Below are 23,854 nucleotides of genomic sequence, written 5' to 3' on the forward strand. Positions count from 1 at the left end.
TATTATCCCAATAACAGCAGATTTCATTGCATAAAACAAAAGAATTATATTATGAACTGATCGGAATGTAAAGCATAAAATCAATCGGATTCTGATCAAACAGATGCTATAATAAAAGTTCAAATAAGAAATGTGGATTAAAGTGAGGGACAAGTAATGGAATATCAATATCCAATGGACGTCGACTGGACAACTGAAGAAAAGATGGCGGTCATTTCATTTTTTCAAGCCGTTGAAAAAGCCTATGAAACAGGAATTGCGAAACAAGCGTTACTAGAGGCTTATAAACGATTTAAAGAAGTTGTACCATCAAAAGCAGAAGAAAAGACGCATTGTGCGGCGTTTGAAAAGGGAAGTGGGTATTCCCCTTATCGCACAGTAAAAAGTGCAAGAGAGGCTGAAGAAACAGCTATGATACGGATGTAAAAAACGAGCCAATATAGGCTCGTTTTTTTATACAGATTCTTTTTGTGTAAAGCGGTATAGATAAGTTACTGTGCGGAAGGCATCTTCAATTTTCGATAAGAATTCTTCATTATTCATTTGAATAACTTCTTCTCTAGGAAGCTGGATGCCGCAAAGGAGTTCGGCCTTTTTGACTGTTTGAACACGTTCAAATAGTGTTCTCAGCTGTTCAGCATCAAGTTCGCTGTGGCGGAGGACGTCCGGTTTCATATGATCCTTAGACCAAACAAAGTCTTGCGGTATTTTCTTTTGGATCGTGTCCAGCTCTTTTTCGAATAGTTGCCCATATTCACCTTTCACTGGAGATTCATAAATGAGCGCAAACCATACAAATACATGAGTTTTCCAAAGCCCAATTTGAAAATGAGGGAGCTTTTTATACCCACGCTTACTGTTAGCGAAAGCCACCCAAGTGTCATTTGGCGGGTTGACTGATCTTCTTGCATGTTTTGCCACGTGGACAAACATTTCGTCACCTGTAATAGAAGAAAGAAGCGGTGCAAAATGTTCACCAAGTGCTTCAAGCTTTGGACGGACTCTCTCTTTTAATACGGTCATACGTTCATCTAAACCGTCTACTGTGAATGTTTCAAAATCTTCATCTCTAAAACGCATTTCACTCATGTTATGCCTCCTGTATCTTTTCGCTGATCATATTTTATCATAGCTTGGGTCAAGCTCAAAAAAAGATGCACTTTAAAGAGAAAGATAGCAGGGATCTTGGTTCGGCGTTTAAAAACTTCGATTTTGTGGTACATAACAAATAGGTAAAAACACAATTTTCAGAATGTCGTTGCGGTTATGCGATCGCTTCATACGATATAAGCAAGAACCATTTCTCTTATCGATTGTATTTTTTATCAATGAAAACTGACAAGGAATGAATCATTCTCTGGAAGGGGCGTTGACCAATGAAGCAAATCGTGAAGCATGGGTATAGACAAGAGAAGAAGAATCGCATCGCTGTGTGGAGATTAGAGGTTGATTATGAGCTTTCTACGCTTCATGAAGCCATCGAGCAAAAAGATGATATCCAGGTAGAACGCAGCAAACGAAAGCTTGAGCGCCTAAGAAAAGAATGGGAGCAGCTTCAAGGGTAAAACAAGGTGAGGTAAAAACGAACCAATTCATCGGTTCGTTTTTGTATGAAGCTGCTTTTTTCTTGCTTTTACGTACATAATATCAGTATGCTAATACAAATAGGTACTACATAGAAAAGAGGTTTACAGTCCGATGACAAACTGGGTGGAAATTGACCGACTTGCAAAGCTTTGGGTAAAAGAAGCGGGTAGCCGCATTAAATCATCCATGCAGGAAGGTCTATCAATTGAAACAAAATCAAATCCAAATGATCTTGTCACAAACATCGATAAAGAAACAGAACGTTTCTTCATTGAAAAGATACAGTCGACATTTTCAGATCATCATATTTTAGGAGAAGAGGGTCAAGGGGAAGAAGTGACCTCTCTTGACGGGATAGTATGGATCATTGATCCAATTGATGGCACCATGAACTTTGTCCATCAAAAACGAAATTTTGCCATTTCAATTGGGATATTTGAACATGGTGTGGGGAAAATCGGCCTTATTTATGACGTCATCCATGACGAGCTCTATCATGCAGTCAAAGGAGAAGGGGCGTATATGAACGATACCTTACTCCCGCCTTTAAAAGATGTTGCCATTGAAAAAGCTATTGTCGGCATTAACCCAACATGGGCGATTGAAAGCCCTCATTTTGACGCTAAGCCGTTTGCCCGTCTCGTACGCGATGTGAGAGGAACACGAACGATTGGGTCAGCTGCACTTGAACTAGCTTACATTGCAAGCGGAAGAAGCGACGCATATGTCACGTTAAGGCTAGCGCCTTGGGATTATGCGGCTGGATGTGTGTTACTTGATGAAGTAGGTGCTGTTTACTCGAATATTCACGGAGAACGCTTGACGTTTCTAGAGAAAAATAGCATTGTTGCTGGAAATCGATCCGTCTGTGAAAAAATCTTGCATGATTACATAAAGGGAAGCGAAAATAAAAAATAAACAACATCACTTCATGAGAATGAAGTGATTTTTTGTATTTGATGAAACTTTTTGACAAGTCAAATGTCTATACGAACGAGGCCTTAATTTGAAGTAAAGGATTGTGTAGCGATGTTTGATTTGTTTAGTGATTTATCCCTCCATTTTGAAAGGTTTTTTATTTTAAATGAGTACAGTATCCACATGATTCAATGGTGTGTGCTTGGACTATTTGTCCTTTTCATTACACTTCCCATATGGAAAGAAAAGAAGAGTAGTTATGTATTTTATGCTGGAATCGTATTAAGAGTAGTTCTGCTAGGGAGTATGACACTTGAGATGATCCACCAAGTGCTAGCTAGACAGTATACGATCGAAACATTTGAAGTGCTGACAGATTTCATGCAATTTCTCATCTATGGATATGTCTTGCTTGCATCACTTTTCTATGTGATTTCTCTTCCTTATTTAAAAAATAGGGGCATGTTTTTTGCGTTTGATTTATCTGTGTTACTTCTGCCTTTATGTCAAACGGTATTTATTGTGTTAGTTGAAAGCAAAAAGTTCTTTCTCAGCGGTGATACGGAGCTGGTATGGAGAGATTTAATCATCATTTTGCTTATGATTGGCTTTGCCGCATTGGTACTTCACCTATTCTTTCGTTTGTTTTGGCATCAGAAGTGGAAAGAATTGCTGTTTTTCTATGGCCTGATTTTCGCTGCGCTGCTGTATATTTTTTATCCTTCTATCTCGAAGCATGAGCTGCAATCTTCGTTTAAATCCATTGTGATTTTAGTAGCGGCCGCAGGAAGCTTTATGACCTTACATTTGTTATGTGCGTTACTACAAAACAAGGTGAAGTTGAGAAAGTGGGGTGCTTGGGGAATTGTCGTCTTTTTTATGCTAATGCTAAACCCGGTCCTAAATCTCCCACATATCATGTTTCAATTTACTAAAACGGAACTGACAGATACTTTCTCAGAAGAATATCGCCCTTTATCTGAAGCAAGTGCAAAAGCATTCGCTTCAAAGTTTGTACCAGCGGACACTACATTATATTCAACGACTATTAAACAGCCGATCTCTGATAACTACGTGTTTGCAGCCGATCAGTATGAAGTGAATGTTTCTGCGTTTACAGGTGAATTAAACAGCTATTTTTATCATGGTCGCGCAAAGGGTCAGCATTTGACCGATAAAGAATATAGGGAAAAAACCATTGAATTTTTTGAAAGAAGCGGCCGATCCGTTGATCTAGACCGCATTCATGTAGTGGTTGAAAAAGAAGACGGGGAGACAAGCGTTCTTCTTTTGCCAAAAATGTCTCAGAATAAAGATGAGAGCTTAGCGTTTGCCACTTGGAAAAAAGAGACGCTTCGACAAGCGCAATATGGGAACGCCATCTTTCAATTGAAGGATGTAGACGGGATCAATTTAACAAACAAAGAAATGAAAACGAAAATTAATCGTATTTATAAAAAGTTAAATTTACAGCCCCCAGCTTACCAGATCACAGACGTTGATGCTTTTTATTTTGAATGGCAGCATGAAGTGGCGGTAAAGACAGCCGATCAATCTGAATTTCTGTTTAATGGTTCAACGAAAGAATTGCTGAAAATACAGCTATCAAAAGCGATTCTTCAACAGAAAAAAGGAAATATCAGTGACGAAGATTTGTTTGAAATGATAGGGGAACAGTCAAAAGACGTGAAGACAGAAACAGGAACTCGTGAACACAAACAATATACTTTTCACGGGTCATCAAATTTACTTCATGTGACGAGAGATGCCGATGGAATTGAGTTGAATTGGCAATCAGACTCTTCTTTACCGCATACGGTATCGAATCAAGAACGTGATGAAGTCTATCAGCAAGTTCTCAAAAAGTATGAACCTTATGCCATCTATAAAAAACAAATCAAGCCGGTGAGAATGATCGACAAAGAGGGGAAAATGAGCATTTCGTGGTTTGTGATCATTCAAACCTTCGGATCGAATGAGCGGAAAATATATGAAGTAAATGGACGAACAAAAGAGGTGCAACGTTTTGACAGATAAAGAAAAACAAGCCATCTTTCAAGACTTATATGAATTGTATCAGGAAGGGGAGCTTGGAGAAGAGGCTTCTAACTGGATGAAGACGCATGAAAAGCAGTTTCAGCATTCTGTTAAGGGAAACGAGTTTGCTCCTGTCCACACTGAGGATCAGAGCGATTATCACGAATTAAAACGCATGAAGTGGTTTATTTCTTCGTTATACTTCTTTTTTATCGTTTTATCAATTTGGATGACTGTGTGGTTTTATTTTTGATGTCTAGACCGACCAATCAAATTGAAAAAATATATGAAGAATATTTTCAGGAAATCACCAAATATTTATATCGCAGAACGGGAAATGTCGAAACAGCCAAGGATCTTGCGCAGGATGTATTTATCAAGGCACTGCATGGATTATCCTCTTTTAAAGGACATTCAAGCATTAAAACATGGCTTTACACCATTGCTTATCATACATTTGTCAACGACTATCGCCGAAAAGTAAAACGAACTTTTACGGATGTAGAAAAAGCTGACTTTTTAGAGCAGCAGATATTCATGACACCTGAAGAGCATTTAGAAACTCAAGCGGATATTCAAAGACTGTGGAGCCATATCAATCAATTGAAGGATTCTTACCGGGAAGTCCTCATTTTAAGAGATATTCAGGAATTATCGTATGAAGAAGTAGCGGAAATTTTGAATTGGACTTTATCTAAAGTAAAGACAACCCTTCATCGAGCAAGATTAGAGCTGAAACGAAAGCTACATTGTGAGGAGTTCAACAAATGAACTGTTATTTGATTGAAGAACTATTACCACTTTATATAGAAGGGGACACGAGTGAAGAAACAAATCAATTAGTGAATGAGCACTTACGTTCATGCAAAAAATGCCTTCATCTATATGAAGAAATGAAAGAACCAGTCTCTATTGCAAAGTCAACAGATTTTATACCGTTCATAGATGAAAAAGAAGAAAAAAGAAAGTTTGAAAAGCGCTACTATGGAAAACTGTTATTAAGGGCAAGTATCGTTTTTAGTATCGTCTATCTCATCATGCTCTTGATCTATTGGATATAAGAAAGAACCCCCATCTGGATGAACCGGATGGGGGTTTTTTGAGCTTAGTTCAATTTTTCTTTAGCAATTTGAACTGCATCATAGAACGTTTTTAATTGCTCTTGAGGAATTTTCTTAAGCAATTGGTTGAAAACAAGTAATTCAGTAGAGCTGAATCCAAGACCTTTAGCGATTTTAGAATCAATTACAACGTTTCCTTTTTTGTCTAGAACAAGTGCATCACCAGCAAGATCAGCAATTCTGATCACTGATTTGAAAAGCTTTTCGAATTTAGTTGCTTCTTCTTTAGTAAGACCAAGTTCAACAGCTTTTTCTGCATCAAAAACTAATTTTCCTTTTTCGTTTTTAGTGATGCTTTCACTGAAAACGATTGTAAGAACAGCTGCGCGATCTAAGAATTTCTCAGCAGTCGCCGCTTCTTCTTCAGTCAAACCGAGCTCAACAGCTTTTTTCACATCAAATGTGTAGTTGTTGTCTTCCTCAACAAATGAATTGATGAGAATGTTGATGACACGCTCGTTTTTCTCCAATAATTCTTTAATAATTTGTTGCTGCTCAAAAGGAATCCCTTTGAAAGTTGCAGCACTTGCTTGCCCAGGAGCTACTGTTGTGAAAGTAAAAATGATAGCTAAAGCGAAAAATACAACAGAGCTGAGCGATTTGCTCAAAAACTTCTTCATGCTTCTTTTCTCTCCCTTTTCTGTTAAATTTTGTTGCAAGAACAGCATACCATGAGAAACTTTGTGGAAGAATAGGAAAAATGTAACTTTGTGTTTGATTTTGGAGAACTATAAAAGTTCTTGTCGAAAAATGGAAGAGTTCAGATTGCTTAGATTTGCCAACACTATATGAATTTTTTAGTTGAATCACTAGGATTACATAGGTGGTTGGTCTTGTTTTTACCCAAAATAAAAGCCTTCTACATGTAAAATGTAAAAGGCTTTTCATAAATTTTATGATTGTACGTTTAATTTTCGTTTTAATGTAAATCCTGTACCCATGAAAATCATGGCGAACACAATACTTAAGCATGTTCCCAGTATGCTTTTTTCTGCAACAGACACTCCAATAAACGCCATACTGACGACGGCAAGTAATGCACATAATAATAGAAGCCATTTGATTTGTTTCATTTGTCTCCATCCCTTTTTTTAGAGTTAATATAAGTTTACAGAAAAACGATCGGCATTTAAAGGGGATTGTGATATAATATGAAAGTTATCTAATTATTTTAGGAGATGAAAATGTGAAACTTCGAAAAGACCTTCGCAACATCGCAATTATTGCCCACGTTGACCATGGTAAAACGACGCTTGTTGACCAATTGCTCCATCAAGCTGGTACTTTCCGTGCGAATGAAAATATCGCTGAGAGAGCCATGGATTCAAATGATTTAGAGCGAGAGCGCGGTATTACGATCTTAGCTAAAAATACTGCGATCCATTATAAAGATACACGCATTAATATTTTAGATACACCAGGACACGCCGATTTCGGTGGTGAAGTTGAGCGTATCATGAAAATGGTAGATGGTGTACTTCTCGTTGTGGATGCATATGAAGGTTGTATGCCTCAAACACGATTCGTGCTAAAAAAAGCACTTGAGCAAAACTTAACACCAATTGTTGTTGTCAATAAAATTGACCGTGACTTTGCTCGTCCAGCTGAAGTAGTCGATGAAGTCATTGACTTGTTCATTGAATTGGATGCAACAGAAGAACAGCTTGAATTCCCAGTTGTATATGCATCAGCAATCAATGGTACAGCAAGTAACGATGCTAGTAAGCAAGATGAAAACATGGAATCGTTGTTTGAAGCGATTGTTAACCATATCCCATGCCCAGTCGACAACCATGAAGAACCGCTTCAATTCCAAGTGGCGCTACTTGATTACAATGATTATGTTGGAAGAATTGGAATTGGCCGTGTATTTAGAGGAACGATGCAAGTAGGACAGCAAGTTGCTCTAATGAAAGTGGATGGCAGTGTAAAACAATTCCGCGTGACGAAGATTTTTGGTTTCCAAGGGTTAAAACGAGTGGAAATCAATGAAGCGAAAGCTGGAGATCTTGTCGCAGTATCTGGTATGGAAGACATCAACGTAGGTGAAACAGTCTGCCCGGTAGAACACCAAGAGGCTTTGCCGATCCTTCGTATTGATGAGCCGACACTTCAAATGACATTTGTTGTGAATAACAGCCCATTTGCAGGCCGTGAAGGAAAGTACGTGACATCACGTAAAATTGAAGAGCGTTTAGAACAGCAGCTTCAAACAGACGTAAGTCTTCGTGTAGATCCAACGGATTCACCTGATGCTTGGGTTGTATCAGGACGCGGTGAGCTTCACTTATCAATTCTGATTGAGAATATGAGACGTGAAGGATTTGAACTGCAAGTATCGAAGCCAGAAGTTATTGTAAAAGAAGTAGATGGTGTTCGATGTGAGCCTGTAGAGCGTGTTCAAATTGATGTACCTGAAGAGCATACTGGCTCTGTTATGGAATCAATGGGTGCAAGAAAAGGTGAAATGATTGACATGATCAATAATGGTAACGGTCAAGTTCGCCTGATCTTTACAGTTCCATCACGTGGTTTAATCGGATATACAACTGAATTTCTTTCATTAACTCGTGGTTTTGGTATTTTGAACCATACATTTGACAGCTACCAGCCGATGCAGTCTGGTCAAGTTGGCGGACGCCGTCAAGGTGTACTTGTTTCAATGGAAACAGGTAAAGCAACTGCTTACGGAATCCAAGGCGTTGAAGAGCGCGGTGTGATTTTCGTTGAGCCGGGTGTTGAAGTATACCAAGGAATGATTGTTGGTGAGCATAACCGTGAAAACGATCTTGTTGTCAACGTAAGCCGTATGAAACAACAAACAAACGTACGTTCAGCGACAAAAGATCAAACGGTTAGTATGAAAAAACCACGTATTATGTCACTTGAGGAATCTCTTGAGTACTTAAATGAAGACGAATACTGTGAGGTTACACCGGAATCGATCCGTTTAAGAAAGAAAATTTTAGATAAAAATGAACGTGAAAAAGCAGCGAAGAAGAAAAAGCTAGCAGGATTATCTTAATTCCATGAAGAATTAAAAAGATAGAACCCTGAAAGATAAGGGGAGGGAATCTTTTTGAATGATCAGGAAGTAAGTGAGAATCTATCCTTTTTCGCGATGCTGTTTCGTGTCGATGAAAATCCGCAAACAGGGATGTGGCTCCTATATGGCACCATCCTTGTTTTAGCGATTATTGTTTTTAAACTCGGATTTGCTAGACGTTTACCGATTTTAAAAGCACTTGTCATTTATTTGTTTTTGATTTTTGGTTGCACGTTTCTCACATTTCTAGGTATCTTCTTGCCAGTCGCAGAAGGCCTGGTTGTGGCAGCTGTCATTTTGATTATTTATAAAATACGACTGCATCGTGCGAAAAAAGAAGGAACAGTGAGTACGTAAAAAAGACCTGAACTTGTGTCAGGTCTTTTTTATGTCTTCTGTTCTTTTTTTCCTTTTTTCTTCTTTTTCTCTTTCGTCGCAGGATCTTGATAAAGAGAGAATCTGCCTGTTTTGATGCGTGCCTCTGTCTTTACTTTAATTCTTTCTTGGCAGTCATCGCACATATATGTATGAATCGGTCGATTTCTTAACCGTTTAGCAACAAGTGTATCATCATTAATGGTTTCAAGCTTTTCACATAATGAGCACTTCACTCTCATCATTTTCACCTCACTTTGGTCATGCCTTCATTATAGCATGTTTTTTGAGCCACTTAAAATCAGTATAAAAAAGGCTTATATCACAAGAGATATAAGCCGCAGCGTGTAGACAAACCCTCGCATTCGGTGTCAGGCCTGCGCTTCGGTGCTCACGAATGTCAAATTCGCTCCGCGCCGATGCTCGTCCTTCCTAGGGCTGCAAAGGTTTTCTATCACGCTGAAAAGAAGACAAAGAGCCAAAATAAAGTTCATTTTAGCCCTTTGTCAACAATCTGAGGCTTATATCACAAGAGATATAAGCCGTTCTCATTATTTCTTCTGATTCATATGATGGTTTGATTGATCGTTTTGGTTTTTTTCTAATTGCTTTTGATCTTGTTGTTTGAGCTGATGATTCGGATCATTCGTTGGATCTGTTTCGTTACGGTCGATTTCATTTCGAGGCATTTCTGGCATAACACGGCCCACAATAGCTGCTAATTCGTCCATAATTCCGCTTACTGGCCTGCCAGCTTGTATTTCTTTGCCCATTTCCTTTAAACGGCTCACTGTATCTGGATCAGCGACGACAACAGCATTCGCACCTTCTGGGTCATTTTTTAGCGCTTTGGCGACTGAATATTTAATGGTTTCAACTTTGCTTCTATCTAAATCATCTTTTACATCAATGCCGACGACAGCATACTTGCCGATGACGATCACTGTTGCGTCATTTACATCTGCTACATGCTCAGTCACATTCACTAGGTGCTTTGCCACATCTGTTGATGGGCGGGCTTTGTCAGTGTTTTTCTTGGATGAGTCTGATACTCTTACTAAATGCTTGTTTCCGTCTTGATGTTCTTGTGCCAAAGGCTTCTCTTGATGCTGGCAAGCGCCTAATAAAAGAATGGTTTGAACCATGAATAACGTCAAAAATAGTCGCATGTGTATTCCCTCCTTCACAAACTGCATGATTTATTTTATTGTTGAATTAACCTTCTAACTTTATTCATGAAAACATATATTTTAACAATCGTTTTTGGAAAGACAAGGATGAATGAAACCCCGATCAGGAGGCGAAGGACCTGAGTAAAATTTATGTATTAGACACAAATGTGTTATTACAGGATCCGAATTCAATCTTTTCATTTGAAGACAACGAGGTCGTGATTCCGGCCGTAGTGTTAGAAGAAGTAGACTCGAAAAAAAGATATATGGACGAGGTTGGGCAAAACGCACGACGTGTCTCACGTTTAATCGACGGGTTGAGATCGAAAGGGAAACTGCATGAAAAAATTACGCTGGAGTCAAAAGGAACGCTGCGTATTGAGCTGAATCATCGCTCTTTCCATGAACTTCAAGAAATTTTCATCGAAAAAACAAACGATAACCGGATTTTGGCTGTTGCCAAGAATTTGAGCTTAGAGGAAGAAACAAAACCGGATGGCCGGCCTGTCATTTTGGTCAGCAAAGATGTCCTAGTGCGAGTAAAGGCGGATGCCATTGGTCTGCAAGCAGAGGATTTCTTAAGCGATCGAGTGCTACAAAATGAAGACATTGATAACGGCTATCACGAGCTCTATATTCCGACTGAGCAGCTGAATACATTTTATAAGCAAAATCAGTTACCAATAAAAGACGTCACCCAAACGCCATTAAACCCTCATCAATTTGTTATTATGAAGGGAAATGAGGGTGGTTCTGCTTTGGGGATGCTTGATCAAAAAGCAGAGCATGTAAAACGGCTTATTTATGACCAAGAACATATTTGGGGAATTCGTCCAAAAAATGTCCAGCAAACGATGGCGCTTGAGTTACTTTTACGCCGCGATATTCCGCTTGTGACACTTATCGGAAAAGCGGGAACAGGAAAGACACTGCTTGCACTTGCTGCTGGATTAATGCAGACAGAGGACCTCGGCATGTTTAAAAAGCTCATCGTGGCGCGCTCTATTGTTCCTGTCGGTAAGGACTTAGGGTATTTGCCAGGCGAAAAAGAAGAGAAGCTCAGACCGTGGATGCAGCCGATCTATGACAACCTAGAATTTTTATTTAACACAAAAAAACCTGGTGAACTCGATGCGATACTAGCGGGCATCGGTTCAATTCAAGTGGAAGCTTTAACGTATATTCGCGGGAGAAGTATCCCTGATCAATTTATCATTATCGATGAAGCGCAAAATTTAACAAAACACGAAGTAAAAACATTATTAACGCGGGTTGGTGAGGGAAGTAAAATTGTGCTCATGGGAGACCCAGAGCAGATTGATCACCCTTATTTAGACAGCTTAAATAATGGGCTCACATATGTCATTGAGCGTTTCAAAGGGCAGCAAATATCTGGACATGTCAAGCTTGTCAAAGGAGAAAGGTCTGGACTTGCACAGCTTGCAGCTGATTTATTATAGTCCAGACCCGTCATCTTATGTAATGATTAACTCTTTGACGCTTTTAATCGGCTGAGTGATGTTGGACTGATCCTCGAAATAGACGTGGATTGGTCCTTCTTCTGTTATAGGCTTTCCATTTTGGCTGAAATGGGCAATGCTATCCATCGCCTTAGAGAGCGGAACAGCAATCGTTTCTGTTTCTGTGACAAATTCACACGTCTCCGCTTGTTCGAGCGGTTCTGCATTTTTTATCATGTCGCCAAGTTTCATCCCGAAGCTGCCTGTGACAAGTCTTTCTTTTTCGTACTTTTTCTCTGTTTTTAATGTGGGTGGAAGTGTTTGACCTTCTCTTATGACCCGCTCTTGATCGAGTTCCTGATCTAGCTGCTGCTCTTCGTTTGCTGCACTTTTCTCAAAAAATGAATCCATTAAAAATTTACGGTCATCAAAAATCCATACACTCGGATCAATGGTGATCTTGTATTGTACGTTCCCCTTGATTTGAATAATGCTCATGTTCAAGACAACCCCTTTCCAACATAAATTATAGAAGTTTTCGCCCGCTTTGTCACTTTCATAAACATGCACTTCCTTGTACACACTACGATTAGACGAAAAATAGGGAGGATTTTGGGCATGGCATGTCGTGACAATGAAGAGCTTCAGCGATTTGTAGAAGAGGCAAAAAAGGTGGCCAAAAATGGAAAGGTAGCATCCTATATTCCGGCACTCGGTAAAGCGGATCAATCGGATTTATCTGTCGCTGTTTATCATGTGAGTAATACGTGCCACTCAGCGGGAGATGTTGATAAACGATTCACCCTGCAAAGTATTTCAAAAGTATTAGCACTGGCGCTCGTGCTCTCAGAAGAAGGACCGAAAAAAGTGTTTCAATATGTTGGACAAGAACCGACTGGCGACCCGTTTAATTCGATGATTAAACTAGAGACTGCAAGCCCCAATAAGCCGCTTAACCCAATGATTAATGCAGGAGCGCTTGCCGTTACAAGTTTAATAAGAGGGGCAACGCCGCAAGATCAGCTGAACCGGCTGCTTGGTTTTATTAGAGAGCTTGCCAATGACACCACCATTACATATTGCAAAGAAACCGCTGCATCCGAATTTGAAACATCAATGATTAACCGCGCAATGTGCTATTATATGAAGCAATATCATATCATTAAAGGGAATGTAGAAGAGGTGATGGATGTCTATACGAAGCAGTGCGCCGTCATGATGAATAGCCTGGATTTGGCGAAGATCGCGTGTGTTTTTTCATTAGATGGCAGGCATCCAGAGACAGGAAAGCAAATCCTTTCGAAAGATGTTGCTAGAATTTGTAAAACGTTTATGGTCACATGCGGTATGTACAATGCGAGCGGGGAATTTGCAATCAATATCGGAATCCCTGCTAAAAGTGGTGTTTCAGGCGGAATTATGGGGGCGGCGCCATACGACTTTGGGATAGGTATATTCGGGCCTGCTTTGGATGAAAAAGGGAATAGTATTGCGGGTATTAAGCTGCTTGAACTCATGAGTGAAAAATATGAGATGAGTATCTTTTAATGACGAATGGCTTCTTTTTATTTTTACAGAGCGAACTGTACAAATCTGCTTGCAATTTTGGGCGTTTCGCTTTATGATAAATAGAAGAATTAGGTACTCGCCTGGGGAACGGAGGGATACTTTTGGCGTCAGAAATTTTAGTCGATCATCGGCAAAAAGCACTGGCTTTATTAAAATTGGATGCAGATAAAATTTTAAAATTGATCCAAGTGCAAATGGACAACTTAACGATGCCGCAATGTCCTCTTTATGAAGAGGTTTTAGATACTCAAATGTTCGGATTATCGAGAGAAATTGATTTCGCTGTCCGGCTTGGATTAGTTGATCAACATGAAGGCAAAAAACTACTCGATAAACTTGAGAGAGAACTATCCGCACTTCATGATGCGTTCACAAAAAAATAATGATTGAAAACTCAAACTTCCACAACATAAGTTTGAGTTTTTTTGTCCGCCTTTTTATTTTGATTGATGCCAAACGGACTTGATTGTCTCATGAAAGACGAACAATATAAAGAGGTAAAACGGGATCAAACGGAGAAAATGTAGTAGAATAAGAACAGCTAAGAGAAGAGAGTATCAAGCAGTAGAAATAGACGTTAGGAAGAGGATTATATGTTAAAGAGAATGCTAAAATCGTATGACTACTCATTATTGTTCGCCATTATATTAATTAGCGCATTCGGCTTGGTGATGGTGTATAGCTCAAGTATGATTACATCTGTGATCAGATATGATGCTGCGCCAGATAATTTTTTCAAGAAACAGCTTTTATTTATGATTGTCGGGGCGGTCATCTTGATGTTTACAGCCCTCATTCCGTATCAGCTGCTCTTAAATAAAAGATTCCAAATTGTGATGCTTTTGCTATCTGTGTTTTCTCTCATCTATGTGTACTTTGGCGGTCACATTGCAGGGAATGCTAGAAGCTGGATCAAATTTGGGCCTTTTAGTCTTCAGCCAGCGGAATTCGTGAAGATCGTTGTCATCATTTATCTTGCTGCTGTCTATGCAAAGAAGCAGCATTATATTGACCATATTTTAAGAGGGGTTACACCTCCAATTGTGGTTGTCTCCATCCTATGCGGATTTATTATTTTGCAGCCAGACTATGGGACAGCTTTTATCATTGGTATGATTGCCCTTGCGATGATTTTATGCTCAGGGTTTAGCGGTAAAACGCTGGCCAAGCTGCTCGCTTTATTTAGTGCGGTGATGGTTGTTGTGACACCGTTTATTATTCTTTTTTGGGATAAAATTTTCACGCAGAATCGTCTTGGACGTTTTGAGAGTTTCCAAGATCCATTTAAAGACGCAGGCGCTTCTGGGCATCAATTGATTAATTCATATTATGCGATTGGGTCAGGCGGCTTTTTTGGGCTTGGTCTTGGAGAGAGTGTACAAAAGTATGGATACCTTCCAGAACCGCATACAGATTTTATCATGGCAATTATCTCGGAAGAGCTTGGTTTTTTCGGTGTATTTTTTGTCCTTGCTCTCCTTGGCTTTATTGTCGTGAAAGGTTTTTATATTGCGAGAAAGTGTGAAGATCCGTTTGGAAGTTTGCTTGCAATAGGAATTTCTTCAATGATTGCCATCCAAACGTGTATTAATTTGGGCGGTGTTTCAGGTCTCATTCCGATTACTGGGGTCACACTTCCGTTTATCAGCTACGGGGGATCCTCTATCATTTTACTGAGTGGATGTATGGGAATATTGCTGAATATCAGCATGTTCACTGAATATAAAGAGCGTTATAAAAAGAAAAAATCAATCAGCAAACCATCGATTCAAAAAAATGGATTGCAGAAAACTTTGAATCTTTAGAAAACAAAAGTGTACAGTTTTCATTTCTTCCTTTATTATAGAGTACATATAAAATTTTAAGGGATATGGAGGAGTGAGAATGTCACAGAGAACAATTCAAAAGGTTCTAGTTGCAAACAGAGGGGAAATCGCTATCAGAGTCTTTAGGGCCTGTACGGAGCTCAACTTACGTACAGTGGCCATTTACTCCAAAGAAGACTCGGGCTCTTATCATCGCTATAAAGCCGATGAAGCATATCTAGTTGGAGAAGGGAAAAAGCCGATTGATGCCTACCTTGATATTGAGGGGATCATCGAAATTGCAAAACGAAATGACGTGGATGCGATTCATCCAGGATACGGATTTTTATCTGAAAACATTCATTTTGCAAGACGATGCGAAGAGGAAGGCATCCAATTCATCGGCCCAACTTCTCAACATTTAGATATGTTTGGAGATAAAGTAAAAGCGAGAGATGAAGCGAAAAAAGCTGGGATTCCAGTCATTCCAGGAAGTGACGGGCCAGTTGATTCGGTCAAAGAAGTCGAAAAATTCGGTGAAGAATACGGTTACCCGTTTATTATTAAAGCTTCACTTGGAGGCGGCGGCCGAGGTATGCGGATTGTCAGATCAAAAGAGGAGCTAAGCGAAGCCTATGACCGTGCAAAGTCAGAGGCGAAAGCGGCTTTTGGAAATGACGAAGTATACGTTGAAAAGCTGATTGAAAATCCGAAACATATTGAAGTGCAGGTGATTGGAGACAATCACGGCAATATCATTCATTTATACGAGCGTGACTGCTCTGTTCAAAGGCGTCATCAAAAAGTCATTGAGGTTGCACCAAGTGTGTCCCTTTCAGATCAATTGCGTGAAGACATCTGTGAAGCGGCTGTTCAGCTGGCCCAGAATGTATCGTATATCAATGCAGGGACTGTAGAATTCCTAGTGGCAAATGGCGAGTTTTATTTTATTGAAGTCAATCCTAGGGTCCAGGTGGAACACACGATCACAGAAATGATCACAGGTGTCGATATCGTCCAAACCCAAATTCTTGTCGCAAAAGGACATGACCTCCACAGCAAAGAAGTCGGGATACCAAAACAAGAAGATATCTTTACACATGGATTTGCCATTCAATCAAGGGTCACAACAGAAGATCCTTTGAATGATTTTATGCCAGATACAGGAAAAATCATGGCTTACCGTTCAGGCGGTGGTTTTGGTGTACGTCTTGATACAGGGAACAGCTTCCAAGGTGCGGTGATTACACCTTATTACGATTCACTGTTGGTCAAGCTGTCTACTTGGGCACTTACATTTGATCAAGCTGCGGCTAAAATGGTCCGAAATTTACAAGAATTCAGGATTCGTGGCATTAAAACAAATATTCCGTTTCTTGAAAACGTAGCAAAGCACGAGAAGTTTCTAAGAGGGGAATATGATACATCGTTTATTGATTCAACACCTGAGCTATTTAACTTCCCTAAGCAAAAAGACCGCGGAACGAAAATGCTTACTTATATTGGTAACGTTACCATTAATGGGTTCCCTGGTATTTCGGAAAATAAGAAGCCTCATTTTGATCAACCAAATGTGCCGAAACTTGCTGTCCATGAAACGATTCCTTCTGGAACAAAACAATTGTTAGACAAGCATGGACCTGAGGGACTCGCCAATTGGGTGAAAGAACAAAGCGGTGTACTCTTAACGGATACAACCTTTAGAGACGCACATCAATCCCTGCTTGCAACACGCTTTAGAACACACGACTTAAAGAAAGTTGCTCAGCCAACAGCAGGCTTATGGCCAGAGTTATTCAGTATGGAAATGTGGGGCGGCGCTACATTTGATGTGGCATATCGTTTCTTGAAAGAAGATCCTTGGGAAAGATTGAAAGAGCTTCGTCAAGAAGTGCCAAACACTTTGTTCCAAATGCTATTAAGATCTTCAAACGCTGTCGGATATACAAACTATGCGGATAATGTGATTAAAGCATTTGTAAAGGAATCGGCAGAGGCAGGCATTGACGTCTTCCGTATTTTCGACAGTCTAAACTGGGTCAAAGGTATGACGCTTGCTATTGATTCTGTTCGTGAATCCGGCAAAGTGGCAGAGGCAGCGATTTGTTATACAGGTGATATTCTTGATCCATCACGTCCGAAATATGATTTGAAATATTATGTCTCTCTTGCGAAGGAGCTTGAATCCGCAGGCGCTCATATTTTAGGTATTAAAGATATGGCGGGATTATTAAAACCGCAGGCGGCTTATGAACTTGTATCGGCTCTAAAAGACGAGCTCACGATTCCAATCCATCTTCATACACACGATACGAGTGGAAATGGACTCTTCACCTATGCAAGAGCGATTGATGCAGGTGTTGATATTGTTGATGTTGCTGTCAGCTCTATGGCGGGGCTCACATCACAACCAAGTGCGAGCTCATTATATTATGCTTTAGACGGACATGAAAGAAAGCCCGAAATGAATGTTCAAGCGGTTGAACGTCTTTCTCAATATTGGGATTCCGTCAGAAAATATTACCATGAGTTTGAAAGCGGAATGAATTCACCTCATACAGAAATTTATGAGCATGAAATGCCTGGTGGCCAGTATAGTAACCTGCAACAGCAGGCGAAAGGGGTCGGCCTTGGCGACCGCTGGAATGAAGTAAAAGAAATGTACAGACGTGTAAATGACATGTTTGGTGACATTGTGAAAGTGACACCGTCTTCTAAAGTGGTCGGAGATATGGCACTTTATATGGTGCAAAACGATCTGACAGAAGAGGATGTTTATGAAAAAGGAGGAACACTGGATTTCCCAGATTCGGTTGTTGAATTGTTTAAAGGCTATTTAGGACAGCCTCATGGCGGATTCCCAGAAAAATTGCAAAAGCTGATTTTAAAAGGGGAGGAGCCGCTTACTGTCAGACCAGGTGAGAAACTGAAGCCTGTGGACTTTGAAGAGATCAAAAAGCAGTTCAAAGAATCACATGATCTGACGTTGACAGAACAAGATGCCATTGCATATGCTTTATATCCGAAAGTCTTTTCTGAATTTGTTCAAACAGCAGAAAGCTATGGAGACATCTCTGTTCTTGACACACCAACCTTCTTCTACGGGATGAGACTTGGTGAAGAAATTGAGGTGGAAATTGAAAAAGGGAAAACCCTCATTGTCAAACTCGTGTCAATTGGAGAACCGAATCCGGACGCTACAAGAGTGCTTTACTTTGAGCTGAATGGACAGCCGCGTGAAGTGGTCATTAAGGATGAAAGCATCAAATCCTCCGTTCAAGAAAAAATGAAGGCAGATCGCTCAAATCCAAATCACATTGCCGCATCGATGCCAGGTACTGTGATCAAAGTACTTGTTGAAAAAGGACAGAAAATTTCACAAGGTGAGCATTTGATGATTAATGAAGCGATGAAAATGGAAACGACGGTACAAGCACCGTTCTCAGCAGTCGTGGATGAAATTCATGTCACGAATGGAGAAGGGATTCAAACTGGAGATCTGTTGATTGTCTTAAAGCCAGAATAATGAGTGAGACACATCCACTGCGATGTGTCTTTTTTTGAGCGCATTAAAATGTGCAGCCGCCCGCTAGAGTGATTACACTATAGAATGAGGTGAAGAAAGAGTGGAAATTGTCGTGATTTGGTTTCGCCGAGATATGCGATTGGATGATCATATCGCCTTATCAAAAGCGATCACATATGCAAAAAAACATCAGTACCGATTATTTGCTTTTTATCATCTAGATCCATTTTTTACAGAAATGGAACTGGATTTGAACAACGAACATTTCTTTCAAAACTTGGCCAATTTCGTCAAGGAAGCAAGAGAATCTCACATGTATGTTCATCTCATTCATGATGAGATTTTGTCCGCTTTTCAAAAGCTCTTGGATGCTTATGACATCAATGCGGTCTTTTTTAATGAGGACGAAGTAGGAAATGGTCAAACACGTGATGAACAAGTGACCCGTTTCTTAGAAGAAAAGGGCATTCATGTGTCAAAGTGGCAAGATACGCATCTGCATGGGGCGAGAGATATTTTAAAAGCGGATGGTTCTCATTATCAAGTGTTTACTCCATACTACCAAGCGTGGCGGAAGCAGGAGAAGCAGTCTGTGATAAAAGTTGACAAATCATTTCTGAGCAGTGAGCATACGATTTGTGATGAGTCACTTTCTGAAAAGGGAGATGCGAAACTAAGGGACATCATCGAGAAATGTACAAGGAAATTCGATCAGATTGGATCAGACAAAGCGATGAGCACGCTAGGCGGCTTTATTCAAGAAAGATTGACGCATTATCATGAGAAACGAGATATTCCGTCTGTTTTTGGGACGAGCAAGCTGTCTCGGTTCTTAAAAACCGGGACCATTTCTATTCGCACAATCTTTCATGCGGTCAATGAGGAAGAACTTTTTGAAGATGAGGGCAAGGAAACATTTTTGAAAGAGCTAGCATGGCGTGATTTTTATCATATGATCTTTGCGCATTATCCAGAGATGAAAGAAAAAGAAATCAACGCCTCCTTTCAACATATAAAATGGAATGATGATGAGACACTTTTTGAAACTTGGTGTAAAGGACAAACAGGCTTCCCGCTCGTTGACGCTGGGATGAGACAGTTAAATGAAGAAGGCTGGATGCATAACCGTTTGAGAATGGTGACGGCTTCATTCCTGACAAAAGATTATCTCATCGATTGGAGAATGGGCGAAGCGTATTTTGCGAGAAAACTTGTCGACTATGATGAGGCTTCGAATATTGGAGGATTTCAGTGGGCAGCCTCTGTCGGAACGGATGCAGTTCCTTACTTCCGTATTTTTAACCCAACGACCCAGTCGAAACGATTTGACCCAAGCGGAGAATATATTAGAAGGTATGTGCCAGAACTTAAGCACGTGAATGAAAAATGGATTCATGAACCGAGTAAAATGCCGATAGATGAGCAAATGAAATCAGGATGTGTGCTGGGGGATACATATCCTCTGCCTACAGTCGATCATCAAGAAAGACGGAAAAAAGCTATTTCGCTATTTGAAGAAGCGAAACAAACATAAAAGAAATCCCCCTTTTCGGATGAAAGGGGGATTGTATGTTTATCTGAAAGGCTCTCTATTTTCATATTTAAACCGGGCAATGAGTAAGCAGAAGTAGCATAGTACCCCAAACAAACAAGAAATAAAGAATGAATGAGCAAGCGCATAACCGAGTGCGAGCTGAGAATAAACAGACATGACACCAGAGATCGCTTGAAGTGTAATGAGAATGGCTGAAATGATCCATCCATAATACAGCTGCTTTTGTTCTTTATAATGTTTAAGCGCATGGAACATCGCAATAAATATCCAAACGAATAAAAGAAGGGCTGCTGCTCGGTGAGACATTTGAACCCATTGATTAAAATACGCTGGAAGTGCGCCGTCTTTTGAACAAAATGGGAAGACAGAGCATGCAAGACTTGATTTTGTATGTCTCACATAGGCGCCCGTATACACCACAATATACGTATATGTGATCAACCCATAAATATGGAACTGCATTCTTTTGCCGATATGAAGCGGCTTCACAAGCTTTGTTTCAGATCTGGTGGCTTCAAACACAAGCAGTGCCAGCAGTAAAACGGAAGCAAAAGAAATCAGTGAAATACCGAAGTGCAGTGCCATGACAAGTGCGTTAGAACCAAACACAACGGCGAGTGCCCCTAACAGCGCTTGAAGCAGTAAGAATATAATGGACATGATGACCAAAAATTTGGTTTCACGGAATACTGGACTGATTTTTTTCCAGCATAAGACCGCCAGTGCCAATACAAGAATGGTGGAAACTCCTGTTGACATGCGGTGGCTCCATTCGATAATGGAAGCAGGGTTCATTTCTGGAAAGAAACGACCGTGGCAAAGGGGCCACTGTCTGCCACAGCCAAGACCGGAGCCAGTTTTCGTCACAAGCGCACCGCCAATCAGAACGATCAGCATCACAAATGTTGTGACAACGCTCAATAACCTTAAAGCAAATTTCATCAAATGATTTCACCTTCTCTAAATAACTTCTGATCTAAATGAAAACCTCACATGCTCTCAAGTTTAAGCCAAATGCGTGTTCTGTTGCAATTCATAATGACCAAAGTTCACAAAAAAATGATATGTTAGTTCACAAAGTTTACAGATTTAGAGTGCTTGATCTTTCTTTGACAGTCTGATAGAAATAGAGGAGAGAATATTTCATTTTGCACCGCCTTCTGAAACGCACATCCTAATAAATTCACGAAAAGTTCACAAATAACTTCAAGTTTGTCGTTTATTATTTAATAGGATGTTTTTTTACAGCTCTTTATCTTGTATGATAGAGTTGTAACGATTTTACGTTTTATTCGTTCGTTTGAAGGTTTGGGCAAGGGAGGTTATACACATTGGCAAATTCCAAAACAGCCGCGGAAGCAGCTATTCATGGACAAATAGAAGAAACAACCGCTTTAAAAGATTTTCTTGCTCTTATTAAAATGGGCATCGTCAATTCCAATTTCATTACAACATTTACTGGAATGTGGCTTGCTTTTTATTTTACAGATATGAGTTTCCTTGGGAATCTTGATATTGTGCTGTTAACAATGATTGGTTCTTCTCTTATTATTGCCGGTTCATGCGCCATTAATAATGCGTTTGACCGTGATATTGATATACTAATGGAAAGAACAAAAACAAGACCGACGGTGACAGGTAAAGTTCAGCCAGGTCAAGCGTATGCATTTGGTATTCTGCTTGTTGTACTTGGACTGATTATGCTTCTGATGACAACTGTTACATCAGCAGTGATTGGATTTATCGGTGTCTTTACTTATGCAGTTCTATACACGATGTGGTCTAAACGCCATTACACCATTAATACAGTCATTGGGAGTGTATCTGGTGCGGTTCCGCCATTAATTGGCTGGACAGCTGTTACAGGCACCATCGATACAACGGCTTGGGTCCTGTTTATGATTATGTTCATCTGGCAAATTCCGCATTTCTTATCACTTGCGATTAAGAAAACGGAAGATTACCGCAAAGCAGGTATTCCAATGCTGCCAGTTGTTTACGGCTTTGAAGTCACAAAACGCCAAATCATCATTTGGACAGCATGTCTTCTTCCGCTTCCATTTTTCTTAGGTGGATTAGGATGGCCGATTGTCGCACTTGGCACATTGCTGAACATTGGATGGCTCGTCATTGGTCTTATGGGCTTTAAAATGAAAGATATCATGAAGTGGTCAACACTCATGTTTGTTTATTCATTAAACTACTTAACGATCTTTTTCGTTGCGATGATTATTATTACACTATTCTAGAGTGAAATACACTTTGATCACATCAAAACAATGGCTATATCTTATAACACAACATTTTCTTACAACTATGAAAGCCGCCTGATATTCAGTTCTATTTAGGCGGCTTTCTGTTTATACATAGATGGTATTTTGAGTAAAAACATCATTTTTTTATGAAAAGAGGAAATGTAAGTGCTTTTATAAGAGGCGGGGGTTATGGATGGGTGAAAGGTGATTTTATAAATAAGAGGTAAAAGCGAAAGGCAAAGGAGATCAAGCAAAAGGGGTTGGGACAAATTATGATAAGAAAATGGCGTGTTTATTCACTGTTTCTCTTACTGACGCTCGTTTTGGCGGGCTGCGGTGAACCATACTTATCAACACTCAAGCCAGTTGGGGAAGTAGCAGATAAACAGTTTTTCCTAACGGTACTGAGTACACTTATTATGGTTCTTGTCGTTATTGTTGTATCGATCATTTTCTTTTACGTCATCATTAAATTCAAACGTTCTAAAGTGGGAGAAGATACGATTCCTAAACAGGTAGAAGGGAACCGTAACCTCGAAATTACGTGGACAGCGATTCCGATACTTCTACTCATTATTCTCGTTGTACCTGTTGTGGCATACACGCTTGAGCTAGGGGATACAAGCGCCATGGATAAGAAAAAACGAGATCCTGAAAAAACACTTGTAGTGAATGTAAGAGCCAGCTTATATTGGTGGGAATTTGAATACCCTGATTATGGGATTGTGACAAGTCAGGAATTGATTGTTCCAACTGATCAAAAGGTTTATTTTAAGCTGAAAGCATCTGATGTGAAACACTCATTCTGGATTCCATCAGCTGGGGGTAAAATTGATACAAATACAGACAACGAGAACAAGTTTTATTTAACATTTGACTCAAAACGAACGAAAGATGCTGGAGAATATTTCTATGGGAAATGTGCAGAGCTTTGTGGTCCATCACATGCTTTAATGGACTTTAAAGTTAAAACGCTTTCTCAAGATGAGTTTTTAGGCTGGACGAAAAAGATGACAGATTATAAGAAGCCTGCATCTACGTCAGATCTAGCCCTTGAGGGTGAAAAACTCTTTAAAGAGAAAAACTGTTTAAGCTGTCATGCGGTAGAGCCTGGAGATGAACGACCAGAGGCGGCAAGGACTGCACCAAACCTTGCAACCTTCGGAGAGCGGACAAAAGTAGCTGGAATTAAAGACATGAACAAAGAAAATGTCAAAGCCTGGCTGAAAGATCCAGAGAGCTTTAAACCAGGTAATAAGATGACAGGGACGTACCCTAAACTAAATGACTCAGAAGCAGATGCACTCTACGAGTATTTAAAAGGTCTTAAAATACAGTAAATGCCTTGAGCAGCTTGAAGTTGCGCACATTCAAAAGGGTATACGATCTATGTGAAGTTTTTGTTAAGAGCTCCCGACTAAGTCTCTA

At 39.9% G+C, this 23,854-nt stretch carries 24 protein-coding genes; 17 read left to right on the forward strand and 7 right to left on the reverse strand.

Annotation, left to right across the window (positions count from 1 at the left end; all coding sequences use genetic code 11):
• Window positions 1–156 precede the first annotated feature (156 nt).
• The gene (locus ACTJJD_RS05025; protein ID WP_008345089.1) at window positions 157–426 is read left to right on the forward strand and encodes a UPF0223 family protein; all 270 of its coding nucleotides are present in this window, start codon (window positions 157–159) and stop codon (window positions 424–426) included.
• Between the two features lie 27 nt (window positions 427–453).
• On the opposite strand, the gene ACTJJD_RS05030 is transcribed toward ACTJJD_RS05025, so the two are convergent.
• On the reverse strand, window positions 454–1,089 hold the full coding sequence (locus ACTJJD_RS05030) for a DUF1054 domain-containing protein (RefSeq protein WP_045034227.1): 636 nt from the start codon (window positions 1,087–1,089) through the stop codon (window positions 454–456).
• Window positions 1,090–1,376: 287 nt separating this feature from the next.
• On the opposite strand from ACTJJD_RS05030, the gene ACTJJD_RS05035 reads away from it, so the two are divergent.
• From ACTJJD_RS05035 to ACTJJD_RS05060, 6 genes are all read left to right on the forward strand, one after another.
• Window positions 1,377–1,565 carry a hypothetical protein gene (locus ACTJJD_RS05035; RefSeq protein WP_008345085.1) on the forward strand — a complete coding sequence of 63 codons (189 nt, stop codon included), beginning with the start codon at window positions 1,377–1,379 and terminating at the stop codon, window positions 1,563–1,565.
• Window positions 1,566–1,698: 133 nt separating this feature from the next.
• Entirely contained in the window at window positions 1,699–2,505 is an 807-nt protein-coding gene (locus ACTJJD_RS05040) for an inositol monophosphatase family protein (RefSeq protein WP_440608153.1), read from the forward strand.
• Between the two features lie 183 nt (window positions 2,506–2,688).
• Window positions 2,689–4,542 (forward strand): hypothetical protein, encoded by a 1,854-nt coding sequence (locus ACTJJD_RS05045; RefSeq protein ID WP_440608154.1) that lies wholly within the window; start codon window positions 2,689–2,691, stop codon window positions 4,540–4,542.
• Window positions 4,532–4,795 carry a hypothetical protein gene (locus ACTJJD_RS05050; protein ID WP_058337388.1) on the forward strand — a complete coding sequence of 88 codons (264 nt, stop codon included), beginning with the start codon at window positions 4,532–4,534 and terminating at the stop codon, window positions 4,793–4,795. Before ACTJJD_RS05045 ends, ACTJJD_RS05050 begins: the two co-directional genes overlap by 11 nt.
• Window positions 4,795–5,313, forward strand: a complete 519-nt coding sequence (locus ACTJJD_RS05055; protein ID WP_025207276.1) for a sigma-70 family RNA polymerase sigma factor — start codon at window positions 4,795–4,797, stop codon at window positions 5,311–5,313. The genes ACTJJD_RS05050 and ACTJJD_RS05055 overlap by 1 nt, the downstream gene beginning before the upstream one ends.
• Window positions 5,310–5,603, forward strand: a complete 294-nt coding sequence (locus ACTJJD_RS05060; RefSeq protein WP_025207277.1) for an anti-sigma factor family protein — start codon at window positions 5,310–5,312, stop codon at window positions 5,601–5,603. The genes ACTJJD_RS05055 and ACTJJD_RS05060 overlap by 4 nt, the downstream gene beginning before the upstream one ends.
• A 44-nt stretch (window positions 5,604–5,647) precedes the next feature.
• On the opposite strand, the gene ACTJJD_RS05065 is transcribed toward ACTJJD_RS05060, so the two are convergent.
• A complete protein-coding gene (locus ACTJJD_RS05065) occupies window positions 5,648–6,283 on the reverse strand; it encodes a hypothetical protein (protein ID WP_203144304.1) in 636 nt (211 codons plus the stop codon).
• A gap of 273 nt (window positions 6,284–6,556) precedes the next feature.
• On the reverse strand, window positions 6,557–6,736 hold the full coding sequence (locus ACTJJD_RS05070) for a DUF5325 family protein (RefSeq protein WP_008345070.1): 180 nt from the start codon (window positions 6,734–6,736) through the stop codon (window positions 6,557–6,559).
• A gap of 113 nt (window positions 6,737–6,849) precedes the next feature.
• Here ACTJJD_RS05070 and typA point away from each other — a divergent pair, with 113 nt between their 5' ends.
• Window positions 6,850–8,688 carry a translational GTPase TypA gene (typA, locus tag ACTJJD_RS05075; RefSeq protein WP_008345068.1) on the forward strand — a complete coding sequence of 613 codons (1,839 nt, stop codon included), beginning with the start codon at window positions 6,850–6,852 and terminating at the stop codon, window positions 8,686–8,688.
• A gap of 96 nt (window positions 8,689–8,784) precedes the next feature.
• The gene (locus tag ACTJJD_RS05080) at window positions 8,785–9,066 is read left to right on the forward strand and encodes a YlaH-like family protein (protein ID WP_045034298.1); all 282 of its coding nucleotides are present in this window, start codon (window positions 8,785–8,787) and stop codon (window positions 9,064–9,066) included.
• Between the two features lie 29 nt (window positions 9,067–9,095).
• Here the strand turns inward: ACTJJD_RS05080 and ACTJJD_RS05085 are convergent, their stop codons facing one another.
• On the reverse strand, window positions 9,096–9,326 hold the full coding sequence (locus ACTJJD_RS05085; protein ID WP_008345063.1) for a YlaI family protein: 231 nt from the start codon (window positions 9,324–9,326) through the stop codon (window positions 9,096–9,098).
• Between the two features lie 309 nt (window positions 9,327–9,635).
• Window positions 9,636–10,253, reverse strand: coding sequence for a YhcN/YlaJ family sporulation lipoprotein (locus ACTJJD_RS05090; RefSeq protein ID WP_440608155.1), 618 nt, complete (start codon window positions 10,251–10,253; stop codon window positions 9,636–9,638).
• 140 nt (window positions 10,254–10,393) lie between these two features.
• Between ACTJJD_RS05090 and ACTJJD_RS05095 the strand changes: the two genes are divergently transcribed.
• Window positions 10,394–11,716: a PhoH family protein gene (locus tag ACTJJD_RS05095; protein ID WP_025207279.1), complete on the forward strand. Its 1,323-nt coding sequence runs from the start codon at window positions 10,394–10,396 to the stop codon at window positions 11,714–11,716.
• A gap of 15 nt (window positions 11,717–11,731) precedes the next feature.
• Here the strand turns inward: ACTJJD_RS05095 and ACTJJD_RS05100 are convergent, their stop codons facing one another.
• Complete coding sequence (locus tag ACTJJD_RS05100) at window positions 11,732–12,214, reverse strand: peptidyl-prolyl cis-trans isomerase (protein ID WP_159159603.1); 483 nt, start codon at window positions 12,212–12,214, stop codon at window positions 11,732–11,734.
• 120 nt (window positions 12,215–12,334) lie between these two features.
• On the opposite strand from ACTJJD_RS05100, the gene glsA reads away from it, so the two are divergent.
• The 5 genes from glsA to ACTJJD_RS05125 all read left to right on the forward strand — a co-directional run bounded on the left by glsA (window position 12,335) and on the right by ACTJJD_RS05125 (window position 20,150).
• The gene (gene glsA / locus ACTJJD_RS05105) at window positions 12,335–13,264 is read left to right on the forward strand and encodes a glutaminase A (protein WP_019743436.1); all 930 of its coding nucleotides are present in this window, start codon (window positions 12,335–12,337) and stop codon (window positions 13,262–13,264) included.
• Window positions 13,265–13,386: 122 nt separating this feature from the next.
• Window positions 13,387–13,668, forward strand: coding sequence for a YlaN family protein (locus ACTJJD_RS05110; RefSeq protein WP_003212509.1), 282 nt, complete (start codon window positions 13,387–13,389; stop codon window positions 13,666–13,668).
• A gap of 210 nt (window positions 13,669–13,878) precedes the next feature.
• Window positions 13,879–15,090, forward strand: a complete 1,212-nt coding sequence (gene ftsW / locus ACTJJD_RS05115; protein WP_007499829.1) for a putative lipid II flippase FtsW — start codon at window positions 13,879–13,881, stop codon at window positions 15,088–15,090.
• A 79-nt stretch (window positions 15,091–15,169) separates the two neighbouring features.
• On the forward strand, window positions 15,170–18,616 hold the full coding sequence (gene pyc, locus ACTJJD_RS05120) for a pyruvate carboxylase (RefSeq protein ID WP_440608156.1): 3,447 nt from the start codon (window positions 15,170–15,172) through the stop codon (window positions 18,614–18,616).
• Window positions 18,617–18,716: 100 nt separating this feature from the next.
• Window positions 18,717–20,150, forward strand: a complete 1,434-nt coding sequence (locus ACTJJD_RS05125) for a cryptochrome/photolyase family protein (RefSeq protein WP_440608157.1) — start codon at window positions 18,717–18,719, stop codon at window positions 20,148–20,150.
• Window positions 20,151–20,189: 39 nt separating this feature from the next.
• On the opposite strand, the gene ACTJJD_RS05130 is transcribed toward ACTJJD_RS05125, so the two are convergent.
• Entirely contained in the window at window positions 20,190–21,113 is a 924-nt protein-coding gene (locus ACTJJD_RS05130) for a COX15/CtaA family protein (RefSeq protein ID WP_440608158.1), read from the reverse strand.
• Between the two features lie 389 nt (window positions 21,114–21,502).
• Between ACTJJD_RS05130 and cyoE the strand changes: the two genes are divergently transcribed.
• Together cyoE and coxB are read left to right on the forward strand one after the other, a co-directional pair.
• On the forward strand, window positions 21,503–22,420 hold the full coding sequence (gene cyoE, locus ACTJJD_RS05135; protein WP_007499825.1) for a heme o synthase: 918 nt from the start codon (window positions 21,503–21,505) through the stop codon (window positions 22,418–22,420).
• 278 nt (window positions 22,421–22,698) lie between these two features.
• The gene (gene coxB / locus ACTJJD_RS05140) at window positions 22,699–23,766 is read left to right on the forward strand and encodes a cytochrome c oxidase subunit II (protein ID WP_039168612.1); all 1,068 of its coding nucleotides are present in this window, start codon (window positions 22,699–22,701) and stop codon (window positions 23,764–23,766) included.
• The last annotated feature ends 88 nt before the right edge of the window (window positions 23,767–23,854 follow it).

Source organism: Bacillus sp. 22446, from assembly GCF_052044955.1.
GTDB lineage: Bacteria > Bacillota > Bacilli > Bacillales > Bacillaceae > Bacillus > Bacillus altitudinis.